Origin of the sequence: Nostoc sp., assembly GCF_036917395.1 — a bacterium.
Taxonomy (GTDB): domain Bacteria; phylum Cyanobacteriota; class Cyanobacteriia; order Cyanobacteriales; family Nostocaceae; genus Nostoc.
The window spans coordinates 106,950-128,767 of the sequence record NZ_JBALDI010000077.1; the positions used below are offsets into that span (position 1 = coordinate 106,950).

The 21,818-nt window shown below is 42.1% G+C and carries 15 protein-coding genes and 1 pseudogene; 10 read left to right on the forward strand and 6 right to left on the reverse strand.

All coding sequences use genetic code 11. From position 1 onward, the window contains the following. Positions 1-50: 50 nt before the first annotated feature. The 3 genes from V7K46_RS26100 to V7K46_RS26110 all read left to right on the forward strand — a co-directional run bounded on the left by V7K46_RS26100 (position 51) and on the right by V7K46_RS26110 (position 5,132). On the forward strand, positions 51-1,973 hold the full coding sequence (locus tag V7K46_RS26100; protein ID WP_335118339.1) for a pentapeptide repeat-containing protein: 1,923 nt from the start codon (positions 51-53) through the stop codon (positions 1,971-1,973). A 421-nt stretch (positions 1,974-2,394) separates the two neighbouring features. Further along, positions 2,395-3,924, forward strand: a complete 1,530-nt coding sequence (gene crtD, locus V7K46_RS26105) for a C-3',4' desaturase CrtD (protein WP_335118341.1) — start codon at positions 2,395-2,397, stop codon at positions 3,922-3,924. A 101-nt stretch (positions 3,925-4,025) separates the two neighbouring features. Next, positions 4,026-5,132, forward strand: coding sequence for a saccharopine dehydrogenase family protein (locus V7K46_RS26110; protein WP_335118343.1), 1,107 nt, complete (start codon positions 4,026-4,028; stop codon positions 5,130-5,132). Positions 5,133-5,255: 123 nt separating this feature from the next. On the opposite strand, the pseudogene V7K46_RS26115 reads toward V7K46_RS26110, so the two are convergent. Continuing rightward, positions 5,256-5,525 (reverse strand): annotated as a pseudogene (locus V7K46_RS26115) (cupin domain-containing protein); the annotation flags it as partial. A 472-nt stretch (positions 5,526-5,997) separates the two neighbouring features. On the opposite strand from V7K46_RS26115, the gene V7K46_RS26120 reads away from it, so the two are divergent. Next, complete coding sequence (locus V7K46_RS26120; RefSeq protein WP_335118345.1) at positions 5,998-6,387, forward strand: hypothetical protein; 390 nt, start codon at positions 5,998-6,000, stop codon at positions 6,385-6,387. Positions 6,388-6,546: 159 nt separating this feature from the next. Here the strand turns inward: V7K46_RS26120 and V7K46_RS26125 are convergent, their stop codons facing one another. Then, the gene (locus V7K46_RS26125) at positions 6,547-7,845 is read right to left on the reverse strand and encodes a cation:proton antiporter (RefSeq protein WP_335118347.1); all 1,299 of its coding nucleotides are present in this window, start codon (positions 7,843-7,845) and stop codon (positions 6,547-6,549) included. Between the two features lie 72 nt (positions 7,846-7,917). On the opposite strand from V7K46_RS26125, the gene V7K46_RS26130 reads away from it, so the two are divergent. Beyond that, positions 7,918-8,118, forward strand: a complete 201-nt coding sequence (locus V7K46_RS26130; protein WP_335118349.1) for a hypothetical protein — start codon at positions 7,918-7,920, stop codon at positions 8,116-8,118. A 199-nt stretch (positions 8,119-8,317) separates the two neighbouring features. Next, a complete protein-coding gene (locus V7K46_RS26135) occupies positions 8,318-8,587 on the forward strand; it encodes a hypothetical protein (RefSeq protein WP_069069307.1) in 270 nt (89 codons plus the stop codon). Positions 8,588-8,796: 209 nt separating this feature from the next. Here the strand turns inward: V7K46_RS26135 and V7K46_RS26140 are convergent, their stop codons facing one another. Next, positions 8,797-10,638 carry a choice-of-anchor Q domain-containing protein gene (locus V7K46_RS26140; protein ID WP_335118351.1) on the reverse strand — a complete coding sequence of 614 codons (1,842 nt, stop codon included), beginning with the start codon at positions 10,636-10,638 and terminating at the stop codon, positions 8,797-8,799. Between the two features lie 606 nt (positions 10,639-11,244). Between V7K46_RS26140 and V7K46_RS26145 the strand changes: the two genes are divergently transcribed. Continuing rightward, positions 11,245-11,616, forward strand: a complete 372-nt coding sequence (locus tag V7K46_RS26145) for a hypothetical protein (RefSeq protein ID WP_335118353.1) — start codon at positions 11,245-11,247, stop codon at positions 11,614-11,616. Between the two features lie 392 nt (positions 11,617-12,008). On the opposite strand, the gene V7K46_RS26150 is transcribed toward V7K46_RS26145, so the two are convergent. Then, positions 12,009-13,166 carry a glycosyltransferase family 4 protein gene (locus tag V7K46_RS26150; protein WP_335118355.1) on the reverse strand — a complete coding sequence of 386 codons (1,158 nt, stop codon included), beginning with the start codon at positions 13,164-13,166 and terminating at the stop codon, positions 12,009-12,011. Between the two features lie 63 nt (positions 13,167-13,229). Next, complete coding sequence (locus V7K46_RS26155) at positions 13,230-14,402, reverse strand: glycosyltransferase family 4 protein (RefSeq protein ID WP_335118357.1); 1,173 nt, start codon at positions 14,400-14,402, stop codon at positions 13,230-13,232. Positions 14,403-14,944: 542 nt separating this feature from the next. On the opposite strand from V7K46_RS26155, the gene V7K46_RS26160 reads away from it, so the two are divergent. Further along, positions 14,945-17,161, forward strand: coding sequence for a hypothetical protein (locus V7K46_RS26160; protein WP_335118359.1), 2,217 nt, complete (start codon positions 14,945-14,947; stop codon positions 17,159-17,161). A gap of 526 nt (positions 17,162-17,687) precedes the next feature. On the opposite strand, the gene V7K46_RS26165 is transcribed toward V7K46_RS26160, so the two are convergent. After that, the gene (locus V7K46_RS26165) at positions 17,688-17,972 is read right to left on the reverse strand and encodes a hypothetical protein (RefSeq protein WP_335118488.1); all 285 of its coding nucleotides are present in this window, start codon (positions 17,970-17,972) and stop codon (positions 17,688-17,690) included. Positions 17,973-18,038: 66 nt separating this feature from the next. On the opposite strand from V7K46_RS26165, the gene V7K46_RS26170 reads away from it, so the two are divergent. Both V7K46_RS26170 and V7K46_RS26175 read left to right on the forward strand, forming a co-directional pair. Beyond that, positions 18,039-20,090, forward strand: coding sequence for a pentapeptide repeat-containing protein (locus tag V7K46_RS26170; RefSeq protein WP_335118361.1), 2,052 nt, complete (start codon positions 18,039-18,041; stop codon positions 20,088-20,090). Positions 20,091-20,261: 171 nt separating this feature from the next. Further along, a complete protein-coding gene (locus tag V7K46_RS26175) occupies positions 20,262-21,809 on the forward strand; it encodes an FAD-binding oxidoreductase (protein WP_335118363.1) in 1,548 nt (515 codons plus the stop codon). Positions 21,810-21,818 lie beyond the last annotated feature (9 nt).

A 21,818-nucleotide genomic window follows, 5' to 3' on the forward strand; every position in this document is an offset into this window, starting at 1 on the left:
CAGAGTAAAGTTGTATAAAATCTCATTAAAAACCTCTTGCTGACGCAATTATGCCGCCAGACTACGCAGATCAAAATCTCCGAGGTCGCTCTTTTAAAGGTCAAAACTTGACTGGAGCCAACTTTAGCAAGGCGGATATTAGAGGGGCAAATTTTACCAACGCAATTCTCAAAAATGCTGACTTTACAGGTGCTAAAGCTGGACTACAGCTTCATTGGGTAATTATGTTGCTCATAGTCGCATTAGTGCTACTAGCAGAAGGAGCGATTTATTCAATCAGTGTTGGTTTATCAGCAGCATCTATTTTTGACACTAGATACACTGGAAGCCTCTTCATTGGTTCAGTCTGCATTATTGTTGTAGCAGTTTTTTGTATTGTCACTCTTCGCAAAAATTTAATAGCAGGTTTAGGAGTTATAGCCGTCACTCTTATCCTTATTCCACCCGTATTTCTTACTTTATTTGTTGCCTTTCCTAAAGCCTTTCCTGTGATTAGAACATCACCCAGAGGTTTAGCCTTGGGTTTTGCTCTACTCTTGGGCTTTGCCTTCATATTATTTAATATCTTTATTGGGTGGAGGATTCAAGGTAGAGATGACCAAGACGCTTGGTTTGATTCAGTTGTTAATACCTTTGCTGCTACAGGTGGCACAAGTTTTTATGGTGCTAACTTGATTAATGCTGATTTTACTGGTGCAATTCTCGAAAACACAGACTTTAGAAAAGCAAACCTAACACTTACTCGTTTTTATGAAGCCAAAAAACTAGACTTTGCCAGAGTAGACGACACTATACTAGCTAACCGCGCTGTTCTCAACTTGCTTGTTACCTGCAATGGTAGGGGAAAATCTTATGCTGGTGCTAATCTGAGAGGTGCAAATCTGAAAGATGCAGACCTGAATAAGGCTAATCTTAAAGGTGCTGATATTATTGCAGTCACCTTTGAGGGAGCTTGTTTAGAATGGGCAAACCTAACTATTACTCAAGCTATATATACTAATTTTACCAGTGCTCACATGACTGGTGCTTTTATAGAAGCATGGAATATTGACAGTACAACCAAGTTATATAACGTAGATTGTCGCTTTATCTATCTTTTAGAATATCCCAGGCTAGGAACCGATGACCGCGAACGCCGTCCCAGTAGTGGCGAATTTCAACCAGGAGAATTTACTAAGCTGTTTGAAGAGGTTTTAAATACCGTTGATTTAATTTTCCGCGACGGCATCGACTGGAAAGCTTTTGTTAATGCTTTCCAACAAGTGCAAGTCGAAAATGAAGAAACAAAATTAGCTATCCAGAGTATTGAGAACAAATATGGCGTATTTGTTATTAGAATCAAAGTGCCTATTGATGCTGATAAAGAAAAGATTCATAGTGATTTGAAGCAAATGTATCAACTGGCGCTGCAAGAAGTAGAAAAATATAAAGCACTATCACAAGCTCGATATGATGAGATAATCCGCAAAAGTGCAGAAATGACAAATATTGTTAGATTTTTAGCGGCTCAAAGTGGTAATGTTCAAAACTTCCAATTTGGAGATAATGCAGGGAATATATCTATGACTAACAGTAATGATGCCAGCCGCAATATTAATGTCGGCAGAGATTTTAATGCAACGGGAACAATTAATTTAGGTGATATTAGCGGTACGGTTAAAAATACCATCAACCAGTTACCAGCGTCTCCCGAACCTGAGAAACCGGGAATTAAGGAATTGTTGACGCAATTGCAAGCAGCGATTGAGGCTGATAAAAACTTACCGCAAGAAGATAAAGCTGAGGCATTAGAACAAGTGAAAGCTTTAGCAGAAGCGGGGAAAAGTCCCCAAGAAGGGGCGATGCAAAAAGCGGCGAAAACGGCTATAAAGATTTTAAAAGGGACAATTTCTAGTTTACCCAGTGCCACAAAGTTGGTTGAACAGTGCAGTAATATATTGCCGTTGATTTCAAATTTTTTGGGTTTAGGGTAGCGTGTCAAATTAAGAGGTTGTTTAAAAAGTGTTTCGCTGTGAATTTAGGCACTTTTAGATCCTCCTTAACCCCCGTGTATATACAAATTATTGATGAGGCCATTTAAGATTTATCGTGTAACCCCTGAGATACCTTAAGAAAGGTTATGCTACGCAAAACCTGTCCCTCTCCTTAGTAAGGCGTGTATACACAAGTCTGAAACAGTCTACTCACTTGCATTTAGGCGTAAATTTACCCCACCCTAACCCTCCCCTTATAAAGGGGAGGGAACCAGATTTTCCGGTTTCCCCCCTTTATAAGGGGGGATTAAGGGGGGTAATTCGATGACTTGTGTACACCAGCACCCTTCGACCCCATTCAACTTAGAGATTAAGGTAAAATTATAAGTAAAAGTATTAAGAATTTTAAATAAACTAATCAATGTCCAGCATTTATCTTGACAAAAGTAACTCTCGTGTTGTCGTTATCGGTGCCGGAATAGGTGGATTGACTGCTGGAGCATTATTAGCTCATAGAGGTTACAGCGTTTTAATTTTGGATCAGGCCCTCGTACCCGGAGGCTGTGCTTCGACGTTTAAACGGCAGGGATTTACCTTCGATGTGGGAGCAACTCAGGTGGCGGGGTTGGAACCAGGGGGAATTCACCACCGCATTTTCTCAGAATTGTCAATAGATTTACCCCAAGCAACGCCTTGTGATCCTGCTTGTGCGGTCTATTTACCTGGGGAAAGCACACCGATTAATGTCTGGCGCGACCAAGAGAAATGGCAAGAGGAACGACAAAAACAGTTTCCTGGTAGCGAACCGTTTTGGCAATTGATGGCAACTTTATTTAATGCCAGTTGGGAATTTCAAGGACGCGATCCGGTGCTACCACCACGTAATTTATGGGATTTGTGGCAACTAACGCAAGCGGTGCGTCCCAGTACATTAATTACCGTACCCTTCACCTTGTTTACGGTAGGAGACGCTTTACGGTTATGTGGACTGGGAAATAACCAACGACTGAGGACTTTTTTAGATTTGCAACTGAAGCTATACTCCCAAGTGGATGCAGAGAACACAGCATTACTTTATGCTGCAACAGCGTTGAGTGTATCCCAACTGCCCCAAGGATTGTTTCACCTCCAGGGAAGTATGCAAGTATTAAGCGATCGCCTGGTACAATCCTTAGAAAGAGATGGCGGCAAATTGTTGATGCGCCACACTGTAGAAGAAATCAAAGTAGAGAATGGCAAAGCTACTGCTGTAGTCATTAGAAATCAGAAAACTGGCGAAGTCTGGACAGAAGCAGCCGACCACATAGTTACTAACGTCACCGTGCAAAACTTGGTGCAGTTGTTGGGAGAACAAGCCCCATCTGGTTATCAAAACCGGGTGGAAAAACTGCCCCAAGCATCGAGTGCGTTTGTGATTTATTTGGGTGTCGATGCCAGCGCGATTCCGCCTGGATGCCCTCCCCATCTACAATTTCTGTATGATGCTGATGGGCCGATTGGCGAGAATAATTCCCTATTTGTTTCCGTCAGTCATCCTGGAGACGGCCGCGCCCCAAATGGTAAAGCCACAATTATTGCTTCTTCATTTGTCAATCCTGCACAGTGGTGGCAGACTGAAGATTATGAAGGACTAAAACAAAAGTTTACCCAAGAAGCGATCGCTCGTCTTGCCCAATACTTCTATCTCAAACCAGAAACGATTATTCATCAAGAAGCCGCAACACCGCGCACCTTTGCCCATTTTACAGCCCGCGATCGCGGTATAGTTGGTGGCATTGGTCAAAGAATACCTACCTTTGGCCCCTTTGGGTTTGCTAATCGGACACCAATCCAGCATCTGTGGTTAGTTGGTGACTCCACCCATCCCGGCGAAGGTACTGCTGGGGTGAGTTATTCGGCGCTAACGGTAGTCAGGCAAATTGAGGCACAAAAACTGCTTAACTACCAGTAATTGAAAAGCCCTTCTTGCTTGGCAGGCAAGTCATACTTATAACTGATGACAAGCAGTACAGAAAACTGGTGAAATAAGATTAGTATTGCTAATCTGGAGTAATGACAGACAGCGTTTTAATTCTTGGTGGACGAGGGCGGATTGGTAGCACTGTTGCTCAGGATCTAGCTACCCATACGCAGGCACAAATTACGATTACTGGACGTTCTGCGGAGTTTGGGAAGGCTGTTAGCTTGTCTTCGGGAGGACAAGTGCAGTTTTTAGTATTGGACTTGGCAGAAGTTGACAAGCTGCGAGATGCGATCGCAAACTCTAACTTAGTCATCCATTGTGCTGGCCCATTTCACTATCGAGATACTAATGTTCTCGAAACCTGTATTGCTCTAGGCGTTAACTATGTAGATGTTAGCGACCATCGTTCCTATACCAGCAAAGCTCTCAAGTATAATGAACAAGCTGCTGCTGCTGGTGTGACAGCAATTATTAATACTGGCATTTTTCCTGGTATTTCTAACAGCATGGTACGTAAAGGTGTTGAACAATTTGATCAAGCAGAAAAGATCCATTTAAGTTATTTGGTTTCGGGTTCGGGTGGTGCTGGCATTACAGTGATGCGGACAACTTTTCTGGGGTTGCAGTATCCTTTTGAGACTTGGATAGATGGAAAATGGCAGCTAATCAAGCCTTACAGTGAAAGAGAATTAGTTGAGTTTCCACCTCCCTATGGAAGCACCGGAGTTTACTGGTTTGATATGCCAGAAACCTTTACACTGCCCAAAGCTTTCCCATCAGTAAAAACTGTAATTACTAAGTTTGGCTCTGTTCCCGATTTTTACAATCACCTAACTTGGATTGCGGCACACGTTTTTCCCAAGTGGTTAATGCAGCGTCGTTACATGATTGAATTTCTGTCCCATGTCAGCCATTCGATGACAGATGTCACTAATAATTTTACTGGAATTGGGGTAGCAGTTCGTTCAGAAGTTACAGGGCAAAAAAATGGTGAAACCGCCGTTTATTGTTCAACTGTAGTGCATGAAAATACAGCGGTGGCTTCTGGTTGCGGCACAGGTAGTATTGCCCAATTATTGCTAGAAGGTAAACTCAAGAAACCAGGTGTTTTTGCTGTGGAAGAAGCACTACCAACAGATTTATTTGAAGAGGTAATGCAAAGCCGAGGAATTAAAATTAATCAAAGTTGGTTATAGCTTAATACGCTTGAGTTAAGCATATCGAGTGAAAATTTCATCTGATTTTACCAAATATCAGATACAGATACATAGGTGGGCACGTACAGCAGTACGTCCCTAGAACTGATTCATGTGTTGCAATCACTGTTGAAATTGCAGATCATATTTTGTTGAAGCAAGTGCGATCGCTTTTTCGAGGTCGGCGGGATTAATGACTCCCAAAAGATTGCGTTCTTGCTCATTCAATGGTAAATTGACAGGCTGTCCTACCTCTGCAAAAAACTGCTCACCCCCTGCTGGTGTCACCCACATTAGGATTTTGGCAGGCTTTGACCCGATGTTTTTATAACCGTGGTATTGACGCTTAGTGAAATGCATGAAAGTTCCAGCAGTTGCAACGATAGTCTGCTCGTCATGCTGGAAGCGATCGCCAAGTGTTGCATCTCATCACCCCACGGTAAATTGCGCTTCCTCGCTCCACTTTATTACGTACCCTGCGGGAACGCTGCACGAACAGAATGACAAATTATACCTTTGGTACACTTTTCAGACATCCTCTAAGCCCCAGCCAATTACGCATTTACCAGGATGTGGAATTTTGTCAATCATATCAGTCCACTTGAGTGGACTTTAGCTATAAGGTGCTGAAATTTATTTCTGGAGAGGATCTCAGTAAGCACGACAATTTGACTATTACAAAAATGTAGGTAGTGCTAAAACCTAAAAGGTTCAGATAGCATTAACTGAACTATAGGTAAAAATTAATATACCCTGCGGTAGAAGGAAGAACTGTACTTAAACACTTAGGATGCCTGTGAGCCTTAAATATTGAATATATTTATACATGACCAAGGCTCATAAAATAAAAAGAGGAGATTTTTTCATGCAAAAAATTCTATTAACTTTAAAACAAGTGTTACGTTCCAGCTTTTTGGTTCTTGCCTTGATGATTTCCATCAGCTTGTTAGGTTCGTTTATTTTCATTCAACAAGCTAGTTATGCAACTACTCTTGAAGAATTGAAGCTAGTACCTCCAGAATATAAACCAAATTCTCAAGAAAAAATTAATCGCGCTAATGAATTTGACCCAGGTGTTGGCGTTCAAGAGGAACAACGAGAAGAAGCTTATGAAGAAGCAGTAAAAGATGCAGGAAGCCTTACTACTATGGAGGAGGCTTACGAAAGGAATTTGAAGGCTGAGAGAGAACAAAATCCCCCAGAAAGTTTCGGTGAAAAAGCAAAAGAAGTTATTGAAAAGGTGACAGGTAAATAGGAAATATAGACCTAACCACTAACTCTTTCCCGACAAGGGATGCAAATTAAGATTCAAGGCCTCTCTCCTAAAAGGAGAGAGGTATGGAGTGAAGTAAAAACTGTACTAGACCAAGCAGTAGGATGGGCACTGTTCACAACGACTCTACAAAAATTGCTTTTACTCAAATTCATCTATTGTGGCGGGAGGAGTAGTCTTTCTCTGATTTGCAAGATTGCGCTCATACCACTTCATTAATGGAGTTGAACTAATGCCATGTATAATCACAGAAGCAATAATAGTAGTGTAAGTTATCCAAGCAATTTGTTCGCCTGCTTCACCTTTTAAGCCATGACCAAACGCATAGGCAAGATAATATAAAGAACCAACACCGCGAATACCAAACCAGCCAAATAACAACCGAGTTCCTGGGTGCATGGTTCGACGGTGTGATTCAAGAGGACGTTTACCTATTGTGCTAATCCAAACTCCTACAGGTCTGATTATCAAGAATAATAAAATTATCACTATCAAAGATTGCCCACCATAATTGAGTATTGGTTTTAATAATAATATTGAACCTAATAGTAAAATGGTTCCAACTTCCAGCAGCTTTTCAATTTGCTCAACAAATTCCAATTGTGCTAGCGGCTTTTCCGGATTTCTGTAACTACGTTGGATAACTAACCCAGCAATAAATACTGCCAAAAATCCATAGCCATTCACCATTTCTGTTAAAGAATAAGTTAGTAGAATTGTGCTGATAGCAACAAAATCTTCCATTAATTCATCGGTAGCACGGCGCTTTTGAATTTTTTGCTCAATCCAAACTATAGATTTGGCAACAACAATTCCCATAATAATGCCAACTGCGATCGCCCAAATTAAATCAACTGCAATCCACTGTTTAAACCAGTTGCCCCAGTTATCATTTTCTAATGCATGAATGCCAAAATAAACGAAGGGAAAAGCTAAAGCATCATTTAAACCACCTTCAGAAGTTAAACCAAATCTCAATTCATCTTGGTCATTTGTATCGGTCAGTTGTACTTCTGATGCTAATACTGGATCTGTGGGTGCAAGAATTGCTCCTAATAAAATCGCTTCTCCCCAATTCATCCCTAAAAACAATTTACCCACAACAGCCAGAGCAAAAATTGAAATTGGCATCAGAAATACAATCAATCGCACCGTAATATCCCAAACCCCCAACTTTAGAGGACGAATAATTCTTAAACCGCAGCCAAACACAGAAATAATTACTACAAGTTCTGTTATTTTCTCCAGCAGTTCAGCATTGAAAACTTCATTTTGACGTAATTGAACAAGTTTTAAGCCGTAAGGCCCTAGAAATATACCAACTAGTAGGTAGATAAGGGCAAAAGAAAGAGGTAGGCGAGCAATCCAACCTGACCCTAATGTGACCATTAGCAAAAGTAGACCGATCACAAATAGGTCAATAATGTAGGTATCGAACATATAGCGATTTATATAAAAATTAGGTGTTGCTTTATAAGCTTAATTGCAATAGCTTTGTATTAGAAATTACCTATGGACAGATTTTTTCGGATTAGGGATTGGCGATTCAAACAGGCTACCAAATTAGAGAAGAAAGGAATAGATAAATTTGGCGTTGGCTTTGCCTGCTTTCTCTACGAGACGCTACGCGTAGCTTGCTTCCACGTTCGCGCTAGCGTCTCCAAAGGAGAAGTGGTACGGCATCACACTTTAGATTATTCGCGTCTGGATTAAAACAATGGGTTGTAGCACGGGAATATCGTTAATGCACAGCGTACGCTCCTATGAATGGTCTATATTCTCTACTTTCTCACTCAGAATCGCCCCCATTTAGTACAAATATACTATAATATAGATAGCGTCCACAAAGCCTAGCCAAATGCATAACGGTTTTGTGAAAACCTTCTGGAAGATGGATTCAAGGGTTAGTTCGATGATGAAGCATTACATTCTCAACCTCAATCCGACTGCCAAGCATGAATGGGATCGGTGTATTTTACGTGACCCGCTGACTGCAAAACGTCCAGACATTGCCAAATTAATTGCTGAAGCGGTTGGTGCTGATACAGGCAGTTATTTAGTGAGCGTGAATATCGAAGTTCAAGTTTTGCAGCAAGCGGCGGTACCTCAAGCAGAACAACTCTCGCTTTCATTTCCAGAGGTGAGTGTGCCCTCACAACCACAACTGCGGGAAGCGGCTTGAGCTATAGTGCAGAGTTTAGTAGAGAATAATTAGCCTGTATAAGCAGGCTTACTTCGTGTAGCCGCAGACTTCAGTCTGACGGCTAACGAAATCATGGGTATATGAGCGGACTTACAGCTATTTTCAGGTAAATAGACCACGCGGTAGGGGCGCAAGGCCTTGCGCCCCTACGACAGATGTGGTTCAAATACTTGAATTCTGCTGTAATCTTAGAAGGCAAAATTAATGGCGTTGTTCAAAGCAGCGGTAGACACATTGCTAACGGTAATAAAGTTGACAGCATGACCTTTTCCAGATGAACCATCTGGGTCAATTAAAACGATCGCACTAGTTCCCTTAGTCTCGAAGCGCAAATAGCCGCCAGCGATCGCACTGGCAAAATTCAGGTTGGCTAAACCAGAATTTTGGAAAAGTTGCCGTAGGATAATCTTGTCAGTACTTTTTTTAAAGTCAGTGATCGTATCACCTGCATCCTGGATATTTGTATAAACGAACGAGTCTGCGCCTGCACCACCTGTGATCGTATCTTTCCCGTGGTAGCCAGTGATAATGTCATCGCCAGCAGTACCATTGAGAGTATTGCTTCCACAGTTGCCATTGATGACATTGACTTTTGCCTCAAATGCACCAATGTCTACCTTACCGCCAGAGATGCGAACGAAGCCAGAACCACGTTGGTCAAATGGTACTTGTTCAGTGATGTTGCCGTCACCATCCTGATCTGTGGTATCAAGAGGTACGTCTGCATTCTTGCCACCGTTGATGGCAGGGCTACCCGTGACTAGGGCGTGAGTTTTAACCGGGCCGCCGTTATTTTGCAAGGTAGTATCGATAACTTCTGTGATGGCAACAGTTAACTGTTCGCTAGCATTAAAGCCTGTACTGCTACCGAGGCTACCGATGAGGTTATAGCCGTTGCTAATGAATTTACCTACTAGATCAAGGTTGACAGCATTAGCTGGATCGTCGTTGGGGGTGTCAAAGTTGCCAGCGACAATGCTGTTTTTCACTGTGATGGTGCCAGAGTTAGAGTTGTAAATGCCGCCACCATCGCCATACTCGTAACCACTATAATGTATAAGTTCGACCCCGAAAGCGGTATTAAGCGTGATAGTGCTGTTGCTCACCGTTAAGGTGCCACCATTATTGTAAATACCACCGCCAAAGTGTGCTTTATTGCCACTGATGGTGCTGTTAGTTACTGTTGCAATGCCACTGTTATAGATGCCGCCACCGATGTCGCTGTGACCAACGAAAGCGAATATAGAGTTGCCATTGATGGTGGTGTTATTCACCAACAAAGTGCCACTATTGTAGATGCCACCTCCATTGCCTCCACCATTGTTACTAATAGTGCTGTTACTCACGGTCGCTGTGCCGCCACTATTGTAGATGCCGCCGCCGAAGCCGTCTGAGTAGTAAGAAGATCCTCCATTATTGCCACTAATGGTGCTATTGCTGACTGTGAGAGTACCACCATCATTGTAGATGCCGCCAGCATAGAAACTTGCCGTGTTGTCACTGATCGTGCTATTACTCACTTTCAGAGTGCCAGTATTGTAGATGCCACTGCCGCGGAAACCCGCTGTATTCTCACTGATGGTGCTGTTGCTCACCGTAAGGCTGCCAGTGTTGTAAATACCGCCCCCTGTGTCTCCATTATTGCTACTGATGCTGGCGTTGCTTAACGTCAGGGTGCCTTTATTGTAAATGCCACTACCCCCCAGAATTTCAGAATTATCACTATAACTATTGCCCTTGGTGATAGTCAATCCTTTGATTTCAACAGTGGCATGACTGCTTATCTCAAAAATACGAGAAGCATTATTACCATTAATAGTGAGCAAGTCCGCCCCTGTACCGTCAATCTTCAGGTCATCTGTGATACTTAGACTACTACCACCAAGGGTGATGGTATCAGCGATCGCATCAGTAAACAACCCACCAAATTTAATGATGTCTTTTCCTGTTAGAGCATTGGCATTTAGTATTGCCTGTTGTAGTGAACCAGTACCGCTGTTGTTGGTGTTAGTGACGGTAAATGTAGACATTGAGATTACTCCAATTTTCTTCTCATTTTCTGGGGAATTAAAAGATGCCGCTAAAAACTCGCACTTGTAGCGGTTCGAGTATTTTAGGAACCACTAAAAACCAGTACACTGCCGGAAACAGCGCTGTGTCAAGTGTGCAAGAAATCAGTCACAGGATTTGGTGAGGTACGTTGCCCAAAATAGAATTGGGTTTTGCGACTACTCAACCAAAACTATTGATTCTCAAAGCCAAATCTCTAGGGAATTACCCTCTCAAACTCTGGAGGGTTATGAAAATATACTTAAACTCAAAACAGTTGTTTAGCAAACATTATATACAAATAGCAGATTCTAATTGAAAATTTATTGAGAGTTCATTTTAACTTCATTTTTGTTGGGATACAGTAAAGTTACTGTAAGTTTTTGGTGGATAGCGATCGCTATATCTGCACCTCAAACATAGCCTTTTTTCCCCTAATTCAGTACATTTGGACTATAATAGATATATAGCATCCACCCAGCTTGGTTAAGTGTAAAACTACTCTGTGACAGCCTTTTGGAAAATGGATTCCAGGGTTGGTCTTATGCTTAAACACTAGATTCTTGACATGAGAGGAAAATTATTAAATGATGCAACTGAGTCTTTATCCAGCTGCAATCGCACAAGCTGCCCAACGGGCTAATGAAATAGACTCTCAGTTGATGGCAGTGCAGCACCAAGTTAACCGATTTGAAGGCAATGCAGACCGCACCGCCGCTTTTGAGATGGATTTGAAAAATGATGCTCAACGCAAGGCTCGTCGTTTTGAGGTGCTGCTTGTGAATCAGGAATATCAAAAGTCAATAGACACCCAAATTCGATTAACTCTCGATAAAGCAAATGCGATCGCCCATTTGGAATATCTGCGTAACCAGTTTAGTGTAGCTAAGTTGGAAGCAAGATTAGCGATCGCTCAACAACTCTCTGATTTAGAATCTCGTGAATTAGTTGGTTTGTAATCACATCCATAAACCCCGGATTAAAATCTGGGGTTATCCTGAAATACACTTTAACCTCTCTTTCAAGAAACAAGGCAGAAGGGAAGAGGATTTGACTTGTTTATTTCATTCGTAGCGGGTGGTACGCCGCCCGTGGGCCGCTCCTAAATCTTACTCTTGTTCCCTCTCCTTGTAGGCTACGGTGCAATACAATTCAGTTAAGTAAATCTATCTGTTAAGGCAGGCAGGGGAGGCTGGCGCGATGCTAAATTGTTGCAATCATGGCGATGCCTGCGGCGGGCTACGCCAAGAGATTTGTTATTTCGGCGAACTCATTTGTTATTTCGGCGGACTTACAGCGCTTTTCAAGTAATTGAACTATACCACTCGCTACTCCCCATCTCATCTGTGGTCTAAGTACCTGAAAAATGCTGTAATCTGTGAGACAGCAGTTGGGCAATTTGCTGATTAATAATTGCAACGTCAAAACGCCGACTAGCCGTAGTCCTGGCGTTATTGGCAATAGTTGCAGTTATTTCCGTCTCCTGAAGACAGGTGATAATTACTTGTGCAAGTTCCTGGGGTTCTCCTGGTGTCACTAGAAAACCATTAAGTCCGTGTTCTACTAATTCCATTACACCCCCAGCTTTTGCTGCAACTACAGGTTTTCCAGATAGCATCGCCTCTACAATCACTCTACCAAAGGGTTCTGGGGAAGTAGAGGTATGTGCCACCAAGTCACAAGCTGCCATTAACTGGGGAATATCTGAACGAAATCCTAAGAATTTGACGCGGTTTTCTAGTTCCAGTTCAGCAACTTGTTGGTATAACTTTTGGACGTAATCTTGTTCGCCAAACAGTGCATCACCGACTAAAATTGCTGTCACCTCTTGCGAACATTTGCCAAGGGCATCAATTAAAATATGCTGCCCTTTCCAAGGAGCAAGACGGCTAAAGTGTCCGACTACAAATTTTCCTGACAATCCTAATTGTTGCTGTAATTTATTAATGTCAGACTCATCAGGTTGATAAATTTTTGGATCAAAGCCGTTATAGACAACTTCGATGATGTCTGGGCGTCCTCCTGCTTGCAAAAACGCTGTTTTACTAGCTTGGGAATTAGCAATTATTAATGATGCAAAACGATTAGCTAAGTTAACAGCAATACGAAGATTAGTTTGGCTAAAATGTTCTGTGGAAAGAATATCATGTAAATGATAAACTAGAGGGCGACGACTGAAAAAACTTGCTAATGCTCCTACAACTAATGCTTTTTGGGTATTAGCATAGATTAAATCGTATTCACGCGCTTTTTTAACTACCTTAGTAATCAAAGGTGCAAGTTGTCCCAGACTCTTTAATCCTTGTACCAAACTGCTTTCTTTGTGAACTTGGATTGCTTGAGTTGCGAGAACTTCTACTGGGATATGATTTTGCTGTAGTAAATCTTTAAATGGGCCATCTGCAAATAAACCTACTAAAGCGCTAGCGCCATATGGTTTAGCAATATCTATTAAACATAATTCGGCACCACCTGGTTTACCGCTTTGGTCTAAGAAAAGAATTCTCATAAAACCTCTAATTTATCTAATTTGACTCACGTAGCACCTTTAACATCTATTACAATCACTTGTTTAAGCTAATAAAATATTCCGTACTTGTTGGGCGATTTGATTCCAGTCATAGTGTGTGGTGGCGTACTGGCGACAGGCTGATCGTGAAGGTATGGGGATATTTCCCAAAAGCACTTGTTCTAATTTTTCAGCAATAGCTGAAGCTTCTGTTGAAGTAGTAATGAAATCGGGTGAAAATTCTGATAGAATTTCTGGCATTCCCCCAACTGGGGTACATAAAACAGGAGTACCACAAGCTAGAGACTCAATTATTACTAATCCAAACCCTTCAAAAGATTGACTAGGCATAATAGTCAATTCAGCAGCTTGGTAAGCTATAGGTAATTGCTGATCAGGGAGAAAACCTAAAAATTTAACGTTATCGTCTAGTCCTAATTCTCTAGCCTGTTGTTGTAGTGCAGCTTGGATGTGACCACGACCTGCGATCGCTAGCCAAACATCTGGTATTCTGGGCTTAATTATAGCCAGTGCCTGTAATAATTTGTCAACTCCCGTTCGATGTACTAAGCGGCGGGATGTAAATATGATCCGGCGATTACTAGGCCAGCCTAGCTTTGTACAAGCTTCCTGGGGTGATAAGTTTGGTTGAAACCAGTTAATATCAACTCCACCAGGAATAATATTAATTTTGCTCCACGGTACTTGATATTTATCATGTAAAATTTTACCAAATGCTTTGCTCAAAACAATGAAGCGATCGCAGCGATTATAAGTGTTTTGTTCTATTAGCCAGTGTTTGATCAAAAGACTGAGATTTTTATTAACTACCTCTTGCTGACTTTCAGAAGCCCAAGGCCCATGAAAGTTAAAAGTAACTGGTACACCCTTTGGTAAAATATCTAAAAGAGGAAAGCTATATAATGCAAAGTGCAAATTAATAGCATCTGGTTTGCTTGTTCTTGTTTTTTGGAAGTTAGTGCGAATCGACCATAATCTTTGCCAAATAGCACTATCAACAGAAGCCAAGTTAGTCAGCTTAATCGTTGAATTTATTTCAGCCTCTGGTAGACCGACTCCACATAATTCAATTTCGTCTTTATTTGCTGCTAATTTATGAGTTAATTCATAAATATACCTTTCTAATCCTCCAGGACTTTTGGGAAACCAGCCTAATCCGAGGGTGAGAATAGATGCAGATGATGAAGTAAAACTTGTTTCTTGATTACCTTCCATCAATGTGTCTCCTATAAATATATTAAAACAGTAGGGACAATTCATGAATTGTCCTAATAGCGTGTTTGTTATATCCCAACCTGAATTACTAGAATTTACGAATACACATTACAAATAAGAGTTTTTTCTAGAACACCAATTTATAAACTATTTATATGCGAACGTCAACAATGAATTTAAACCTGTGTTTTTATTAACTAAAGAACACTGACTACAATATAGATGATTCCTGCAAGTCAACAAGCTGAGTCGTAGACAGGGAAATGATATAACCAATATCAGCTAATTCATGAATAAAGAATTATGTATTAATATTTACAGCTTTAGTTTTGATTAAAGTAAATATTAATACATAGAAAAGCTTACTGAATATATTTGCTAAAATAATGTTATTTTGATAAAGTTTATGTGAATATGATTTTGGTAGTCTAGATTATTTATTATTGATATTTAATCAGATATTGTGTCACTAAATAACTTAGATTTTGTGCGGATTTTATAAATAGTGATTGTATATAAATAATTAAAAGCTTAAAATTTATATGAAAAACAAATTAGCGACGCAGTTAGTAAAACTTCGTCACCACCTCAATCAGCACATCAAAAAGTTATCTAATATTAGATATTTACAAAGAAATAAAACTTTCAATTTTTTACTCAGTCTGACTGCTGGAGTAATTGTTACTACCATTGGAATTACAACAGACTGGGCGATAACTGGAACACCCACACTCACGTACAAAACATCGTGGATAGGTAATACTTTTGGCAGTGGAAACCTGCGGGTACAAAACAATATTGAGGCAATGTATGTTACCCCTGATGGCACAGTTTATACAAACAGTCATTGGGATGAGGCGGGAATGGAGGCAGCCATATATAAAGATGGTAAAGTTATTGGTGCTATTGGGGATACTCACGGCTGGAGTCGTGGCGGTGGCAAAGCTGTAACAGCAAATAGTAAATATATTTACATTGCCATGACTCAGGGTTCGAGGGGCAAAACAGATGAAGATTACCCACCTGAAGGAACAACTTGGCATTGCGTTAGACGCTATGACTTGTCGGGAAAACCTGCGCCGTTTCCCAATGGGCGTGGCTGGGATAAAAGTATGTTAATTACCAGCACTAAAAGTGAAATCACTGGATTAGCAACTGTGGAAAGCGAGTTGTATGTGAGTGATTTTACTGCTAATCAGATTCGTGTCTATAATACTGATACGATGAAGGAACTCCGCAGCTTTACCGTTGCTAATCCGGGAGCAATAACTATTGCTCCACAAAAAAATCTCTGGATTATTCAAAGCAAAAATGGTGGTAATCCTGCGAAGATTCTCCATTATTCCCAAACTGGAAAGCAATTGCCCCAACAGATTGCAGATATCGTTGAACCAACTGCGATCGCAATTGATCATCAAGGTAAGCTGTTAGTGGCAGAGAATGGGCCACGTCAGCAAATGTTGATTTATGATATCAAAGATCAGCCAGTGCAGGTGGGTAGTTTTGGCTCTAAAGGCGGTATCTATGCAGGAGTTGCTGGTGAAGTTCGAGATTTGAAACTTTACGGACTTACCGGAGTCGGTACAGATACTTCCGGTAATATCTATATAAATAGTGATGGTTTCAACAAATCAGGAACAGATTTGCGGAAATTTTCGCCATCGGGAAAACTAATCTGGCGATCGCTGGGATTGATATTCGTCGATAATGCAGATGCCGATCCTAAAACTGATGGTGTAGATTTATTCACCAAACAAGAACACTATCTGATGAACTACAGTAAGCCTGCTGGTAAGCAATGGACTTACAAAGCCTACACTTTAAATGGTTTCAAATATCCTCAAGATCCACGTCTGCATACATCGCCAGATGGAACCTTTGTTCGCCGCATCAAAGGGAAGCCGTTTTTGTACCTCACAGATATGTATAGCAGCTTTCTGCAAATATATCGTTTTAATCCAGCCACAGATGGCAAAATTGCCATCCCAGCCGGAATGTTTGTCGGTACCAATAGCGGAGATAAACCATTTCTCACCGGGAATTGGCCACCGCATCAACCAGAAAAAGGGGAATGGATCTGGCGCGATCGCAACGGTAATGGCAAATTTGAAAAGAACGAATATGATACCAGCAAAGATTATCCCTATATCGGCGGATGGTGGGTAGACAGCAAAGGAGATGTTTGGAAAGCTTTGCGAACCCAAGATGGCATTCGCCACTATCCTTTACAGGGAATAGATGCTAAAGGCAACCCCATCTACAACTATAGTTTGATGCAGAAGCAAACTACTCCCAAGATATTTAACGACTTGCGGCGGATCGAATATTTTCCCGAAACAGATACCATGTATTTGTCAGGCTTCACAGTAGATCACCCTGCATTCGGTGACGATACTGGAGTTGTCGGTTCTGAGATTGCCCGTTTTGACAATTGGAGTAAAGGTAATCGTACTCCCAAATGGCGGATTGTAATTCCCTACGACACCACTGGCAAACATGAAGTGTCTACGGCTGCAATGAGTGTGGCGGGAGATCATGTATTTGCGGTGACAGTTAAAACCGCAGAGGTATATGTCTATAATGCCAAGACGGGAGTGCAAGTCCAACAGTTAAAACCAGGCCCAGAAGTTGGTAGCGAAAGTGGCTGGATTGATATCCCCTACGGTATCCGCGCTTTTCGGCGTTCCAATGGTGAGTATCTGGTATTTGTGGAAGAAAATTGGAAAGGAAAAGTGATTATGTATCGGCTGGCGGGGTGAGTATTTATATTATGTCCGCTTGATTAGTTATTAAACCCCTTAGCGTCAGTTTTACCCCACCCTAACCCTCCCCTTGGAAAGGGGAGGGAACAAGAAATCTTGTTTTCCCCCGCGAAGATTGGGGAGGGAACTAGATTTATTGTTTCCCCCCCCGAAGATTAGCTACGGTGTACACACAAGTTATCGAATCACTACCAGTCACCAATCCTCGAATTACCCCACCCTAACCCTCCCCTTGTAAAGGGGAGGGAATGAGAATCTCTTGTTTCCCCCCTTTCCAAGGGGGGATTAAGGGGGGTAATTCGACTTGTGTGTACACCGTATGACTGTGGGGAAAGGTTCTTTTATTATGGGTAATTTGGCAGACATGATATTACAGTAATAAGGAGGGAATTAGAGCAAGCCTTTTTACGTACCTCAAATGTTGGGGGATGGGGAAGGTTAGAAAGAAAATTTGTGCCCGTCTGCAATGGGATAGGCACAATAGGCATAATCTAAATTATCTAGAGTGAAGCCATAACGCACCCTACTTAAGATTTACTCCGTCAACGAGTCTTTGAACTCCGTTAACGAGTCTTTGAACTCCGTTAACGAGTCTTTGAACTCCGTCAACGAGTCTTTGAACTCCGTCAACGAGTCTTTGATACTCGTGAACGAGTCTTTGAACTCCGTTAACGAGTCTTTGAACTCCGTTAACGAGTCTTTGAACTCCGTCAACGAGTCTTTGATACTCGTGAACGAGTCTTTGAACTCCGTTAACGAGTCTTTTATACTCGTGAACGAGTCTTTTAACTCCATTAATGAAAAATATCTAACCATTCCTGAATTTACAGGGGTGAGCGTGTAGTAAAATTTGCTCACCTCTGTAAAGTGCAACATGGCTTTAGATTTCTCCGGTCAAAATCTCCGAGGACGCAACTTCAAAGGTAGACAAGACCTTGCGGGTGCGAACTTTAGCTATGCCGACATCCGAGGGGCAAATTTCACTAATGCTAATTTAACAGGTGCAAACTTCAGCCATGCCAAAGCTGGACTGCAACGCCGTTGGGCAATTTTCCTAGTCCTTGTCTCGTGGCTGTTGTCGGGACTGTCAGGATTATTATGGGCTTTCAACGGTTATTTGGTGTCACTAATATTTAATTACCAATTAAACAATCAGATTGCCGGCTGGACTGCCCTAATCGTATTAATTGCCTTTTTCTTCGTCATAATTCGCCAAGGAGTAGCAGCTGGTTTAGGAGCCTTCGCCATCGCATTAGCCTTAGCCGTCGCCTTCGCCATCGCCTTCGCCTTAGCCTTAGCCTTCGCCTTCGCCGGAGCCTTAGCCGTCGCTGGAGCCTTCGCATTAGCCTTAGCCGTCGCCTTCGCCTTCGCCGTCGCCTTCGCCGTCGCCGTCGCCGGAGCCTTCACCGGAGTCGGAGCCATCGCCTTCGCCTTAGCCATCGCCTTCGCCTTCGCCGTCGCCTTCGCCGTCGCCGTCGCCGTCGCCGTCGCCTTCGCCGGAGCCTTCGCCGGAGCCGGAGTCGGAACGTTACTTAGCATCTACATCGGTTGGCGAGCCATGAAAGGAGACGAAAAGCACTTTTTGATTCGTAATATCGCTGTTACCTTTGCTGCAACAGGAGGTACAAGTTTTCGTGGCGCTGACTTAACAGGTGCTGATTTCACCCAAGCTACGCTCAAAAGTACAGATTTCCGCAAGGCTATGCTTACTAATACCTGTTGGCATCAAGCCAAAATGCTTGACCGTGTTCGTCCTGGTTCAACTTATCTGCAAAACTCACAAGTACGTCAACTGCTGGTAACAAGACAGGGACAGGACAAAAACTTTGACCGTCAAAACCTCCGAGGTATCAACTTAAAAGAAGCTAACCTAGCGGATGCCAGCTTTATTGGCGCTGATCTCAGTGAAGCTAATTTGCAGGATGCCGATTTGTCAAGAGCAAAACTGAAGCAAACACAACTAGACGGCACAGATTTAACAGGTACAACCCTCACCGGCGCGTACATCGAAGATTGGGGCATTACAAATACAACTAAATTGCATGGGGTGAGGTGTGAATATGTCTTCATGTGCGTACCCACAAAAAAAGACCCCGACCCCCTCCGCAAACCTGATAATAATCAAGAGGTATTTGCAGACGGGGATTTTGCCGATTTTATCAAACCAATTTTTGACACTCTCGACCTTTACCATAATCAAGGCGTTGACCCCCGCGCTGTTGCTATCGCCTTCAAAAACCTTGCCGAAAACCATCCCGAAGCCGAGTTAGAAATCGTCGCAATGGAGAAACGCGGCGATGATGAAATCTTGCTTAGAGCCAAAACCGCCCCAGGTAGCGATAAATCTCAGATGAGTGCCGAATATTTTGATGATTATAATCAACTCAAAGCTTTATCCCAGAGTCAGCAATTATTGCTGATAGAAAAAGATAGTTATATTAGTGATTTAAAAAATATGATCACAACTGCACTTGGGCATCCTAAATCTTATACACAAGGAAATACCATCATGTCTAATATCAGCGGCATCAACATTCAAGGCAGCAGTAATGTCAGCGGTATCGCTGGCAATAGTTCTGTTGCTAATCTAGGAACCATCAGCGGTAATGTAAGTATTGCCCTCACTCAGTTACCTGATTCACCGGATGCCGAGAAACCGGGAATTAAAGAATTATTGTCGCAGTTGCAAGATGCAATCATACAATCCACATATTTGCCAGAAGAAGAGAAGGCTGAGGCGCTAGAACAGGTGAAGACTTTGGCCGAAGCGGGGAAAAGTCCCCAAGAATCCACCAAGCAGAAGACGGCAAAAACTGCAATCACCATGTTGAAAGGGATATTTACAGGCTTACCTGCGATCGCCTCGGTGGTGGAAGCGGGTAATAAATTATTGCCTGCGATCGCAAAATTATTCGGTTTGGGATAATTTAACGTGAGTTCAACAAACCTCTCCCTGTCTTAAACTAAAGTTCAAGTCTGTCCCTCTCCGACTTGGAGACGGACGTTTTTAGGTAGTAAAACCAGAGAGAGGTCTTTTTATTCAGCTACTTTCTTCATTCTCAGGTAGTTTTGGAATGTAGAGTTTAGTTTTTCCAAAATGTCTTTAACTGAAGAAATCCTTTCCCAATTACCCGGCGATGTTTTAGGAGGATTGCGCCAAGGCGATCGCATCCTCACATCTGTGCGAGAAAACACCGCACCTATCCCAACCTTAGTTAAAGAAAGTCAACAGCCTTTAGGCGTCGTAGACTTCGATGTAGTTATCTGCGGTGGCACTTTAGGCATTTTAATTGGTTGCGCCTTGGCGGTGAAGGGACTGCGGGTGGCGTTGATGGAACGGGGAATTTTGCGGGGGAGGGATCAAGAGTGGAATATCTCTCGCAAAGAATTAGATGTGTTTGTGGAATTGAACTTGCTAACTGAGGAGGAATTAGCAAGTGCGATCGCTACTAAATATAACCCAGCACGAGTTAGTTTTGCTGGCGGTACAGAAGTTTGGGTAGAGGATGTCTTGAATATCGGCGTAGATCCGGTTTATTTACTAGCTACTTTGAAAACCCGATTTCTCGCGGCTGGCGGAAAGTTGTTAGAAAATACACCTTTTACTGAAGCGGTGGTTCATCCAGATGGGGTGATGGTAAATAATCAATTCAAAACTCGGTTATTAATCGACGCGATGGGACATCTTTCACCCATCACTCAACAAGCACGCCAAGGAAAAAAACCAGATGCCCTTTGCTTGGTTGTGGGAAGTTGCGCCCAAGGTTTTCCAGAAAACAACTCAGGCGACTTGTTATTATCATTTACATCTTTGCAAAATCAATGTCAATACTTTTGGGAAGCCTTCCCAGCCAGGGATGGCAGAACCACTTACTTGTTTACTTACATGGATGCACATCCCCAACGCTTGAGTTTAGAAGCTCTATTTGAAGAATATCTGCGTCTTTTACCAGAATATCAGGGAGTGGAATTGAGCAAGCTGAAATTTCAACGAGCGCTATTTGGCTTCTTTCCTACCTATCGCCAAAGTCCCCTAAAAACCCCTTGGAGTCGCATTCTACCAGCCGGAGATAGCAGTGGTAGTCAATCTCCTTTAAGTTTTGGTGGTTTTGGGGCAATGGTGCGTCATCTGAAGCGTTTAACTTATGGCATTTACGAAGCGCTAGAAACAGAACAATTATCTGCAAAAGCCTTAACACTGCTGCAACCCTATCAGCCAAGTTTGACTGTTACCTGGTTGTTTCAAAGGGCGATGAGTGTTGGTATAAATCAGAAAATTGCTCCAGATCAAATCAATCAACTCCTCTCAGCAGTATTTCAAGAAATGCAACAGTTGGGTACACCAGTGCTAAAACCATTTTTACAAGATATAGTGCAGTTTTCGGCATTAACGCAAACACTGTTAAAAACTGGTTTATACCATCCGATATTAGTCGCCAAAATAATTCCGCAAGTAGGTTTGGCAAGTTTGTTAGATTGGATGTTACATTACAGTAATTTAGGTGTATACACTGCCTTGTTTTGGTTGAGTCCAATGCTAGAAACATGGATTAAGAATCAACCAAATGAACAACAATATTATTGGCATCGTTTGGTTGATGCCTGGAAGTATGGTTCTGGCGGTGATTACTCAGATGAAACTTAGAATTTTACC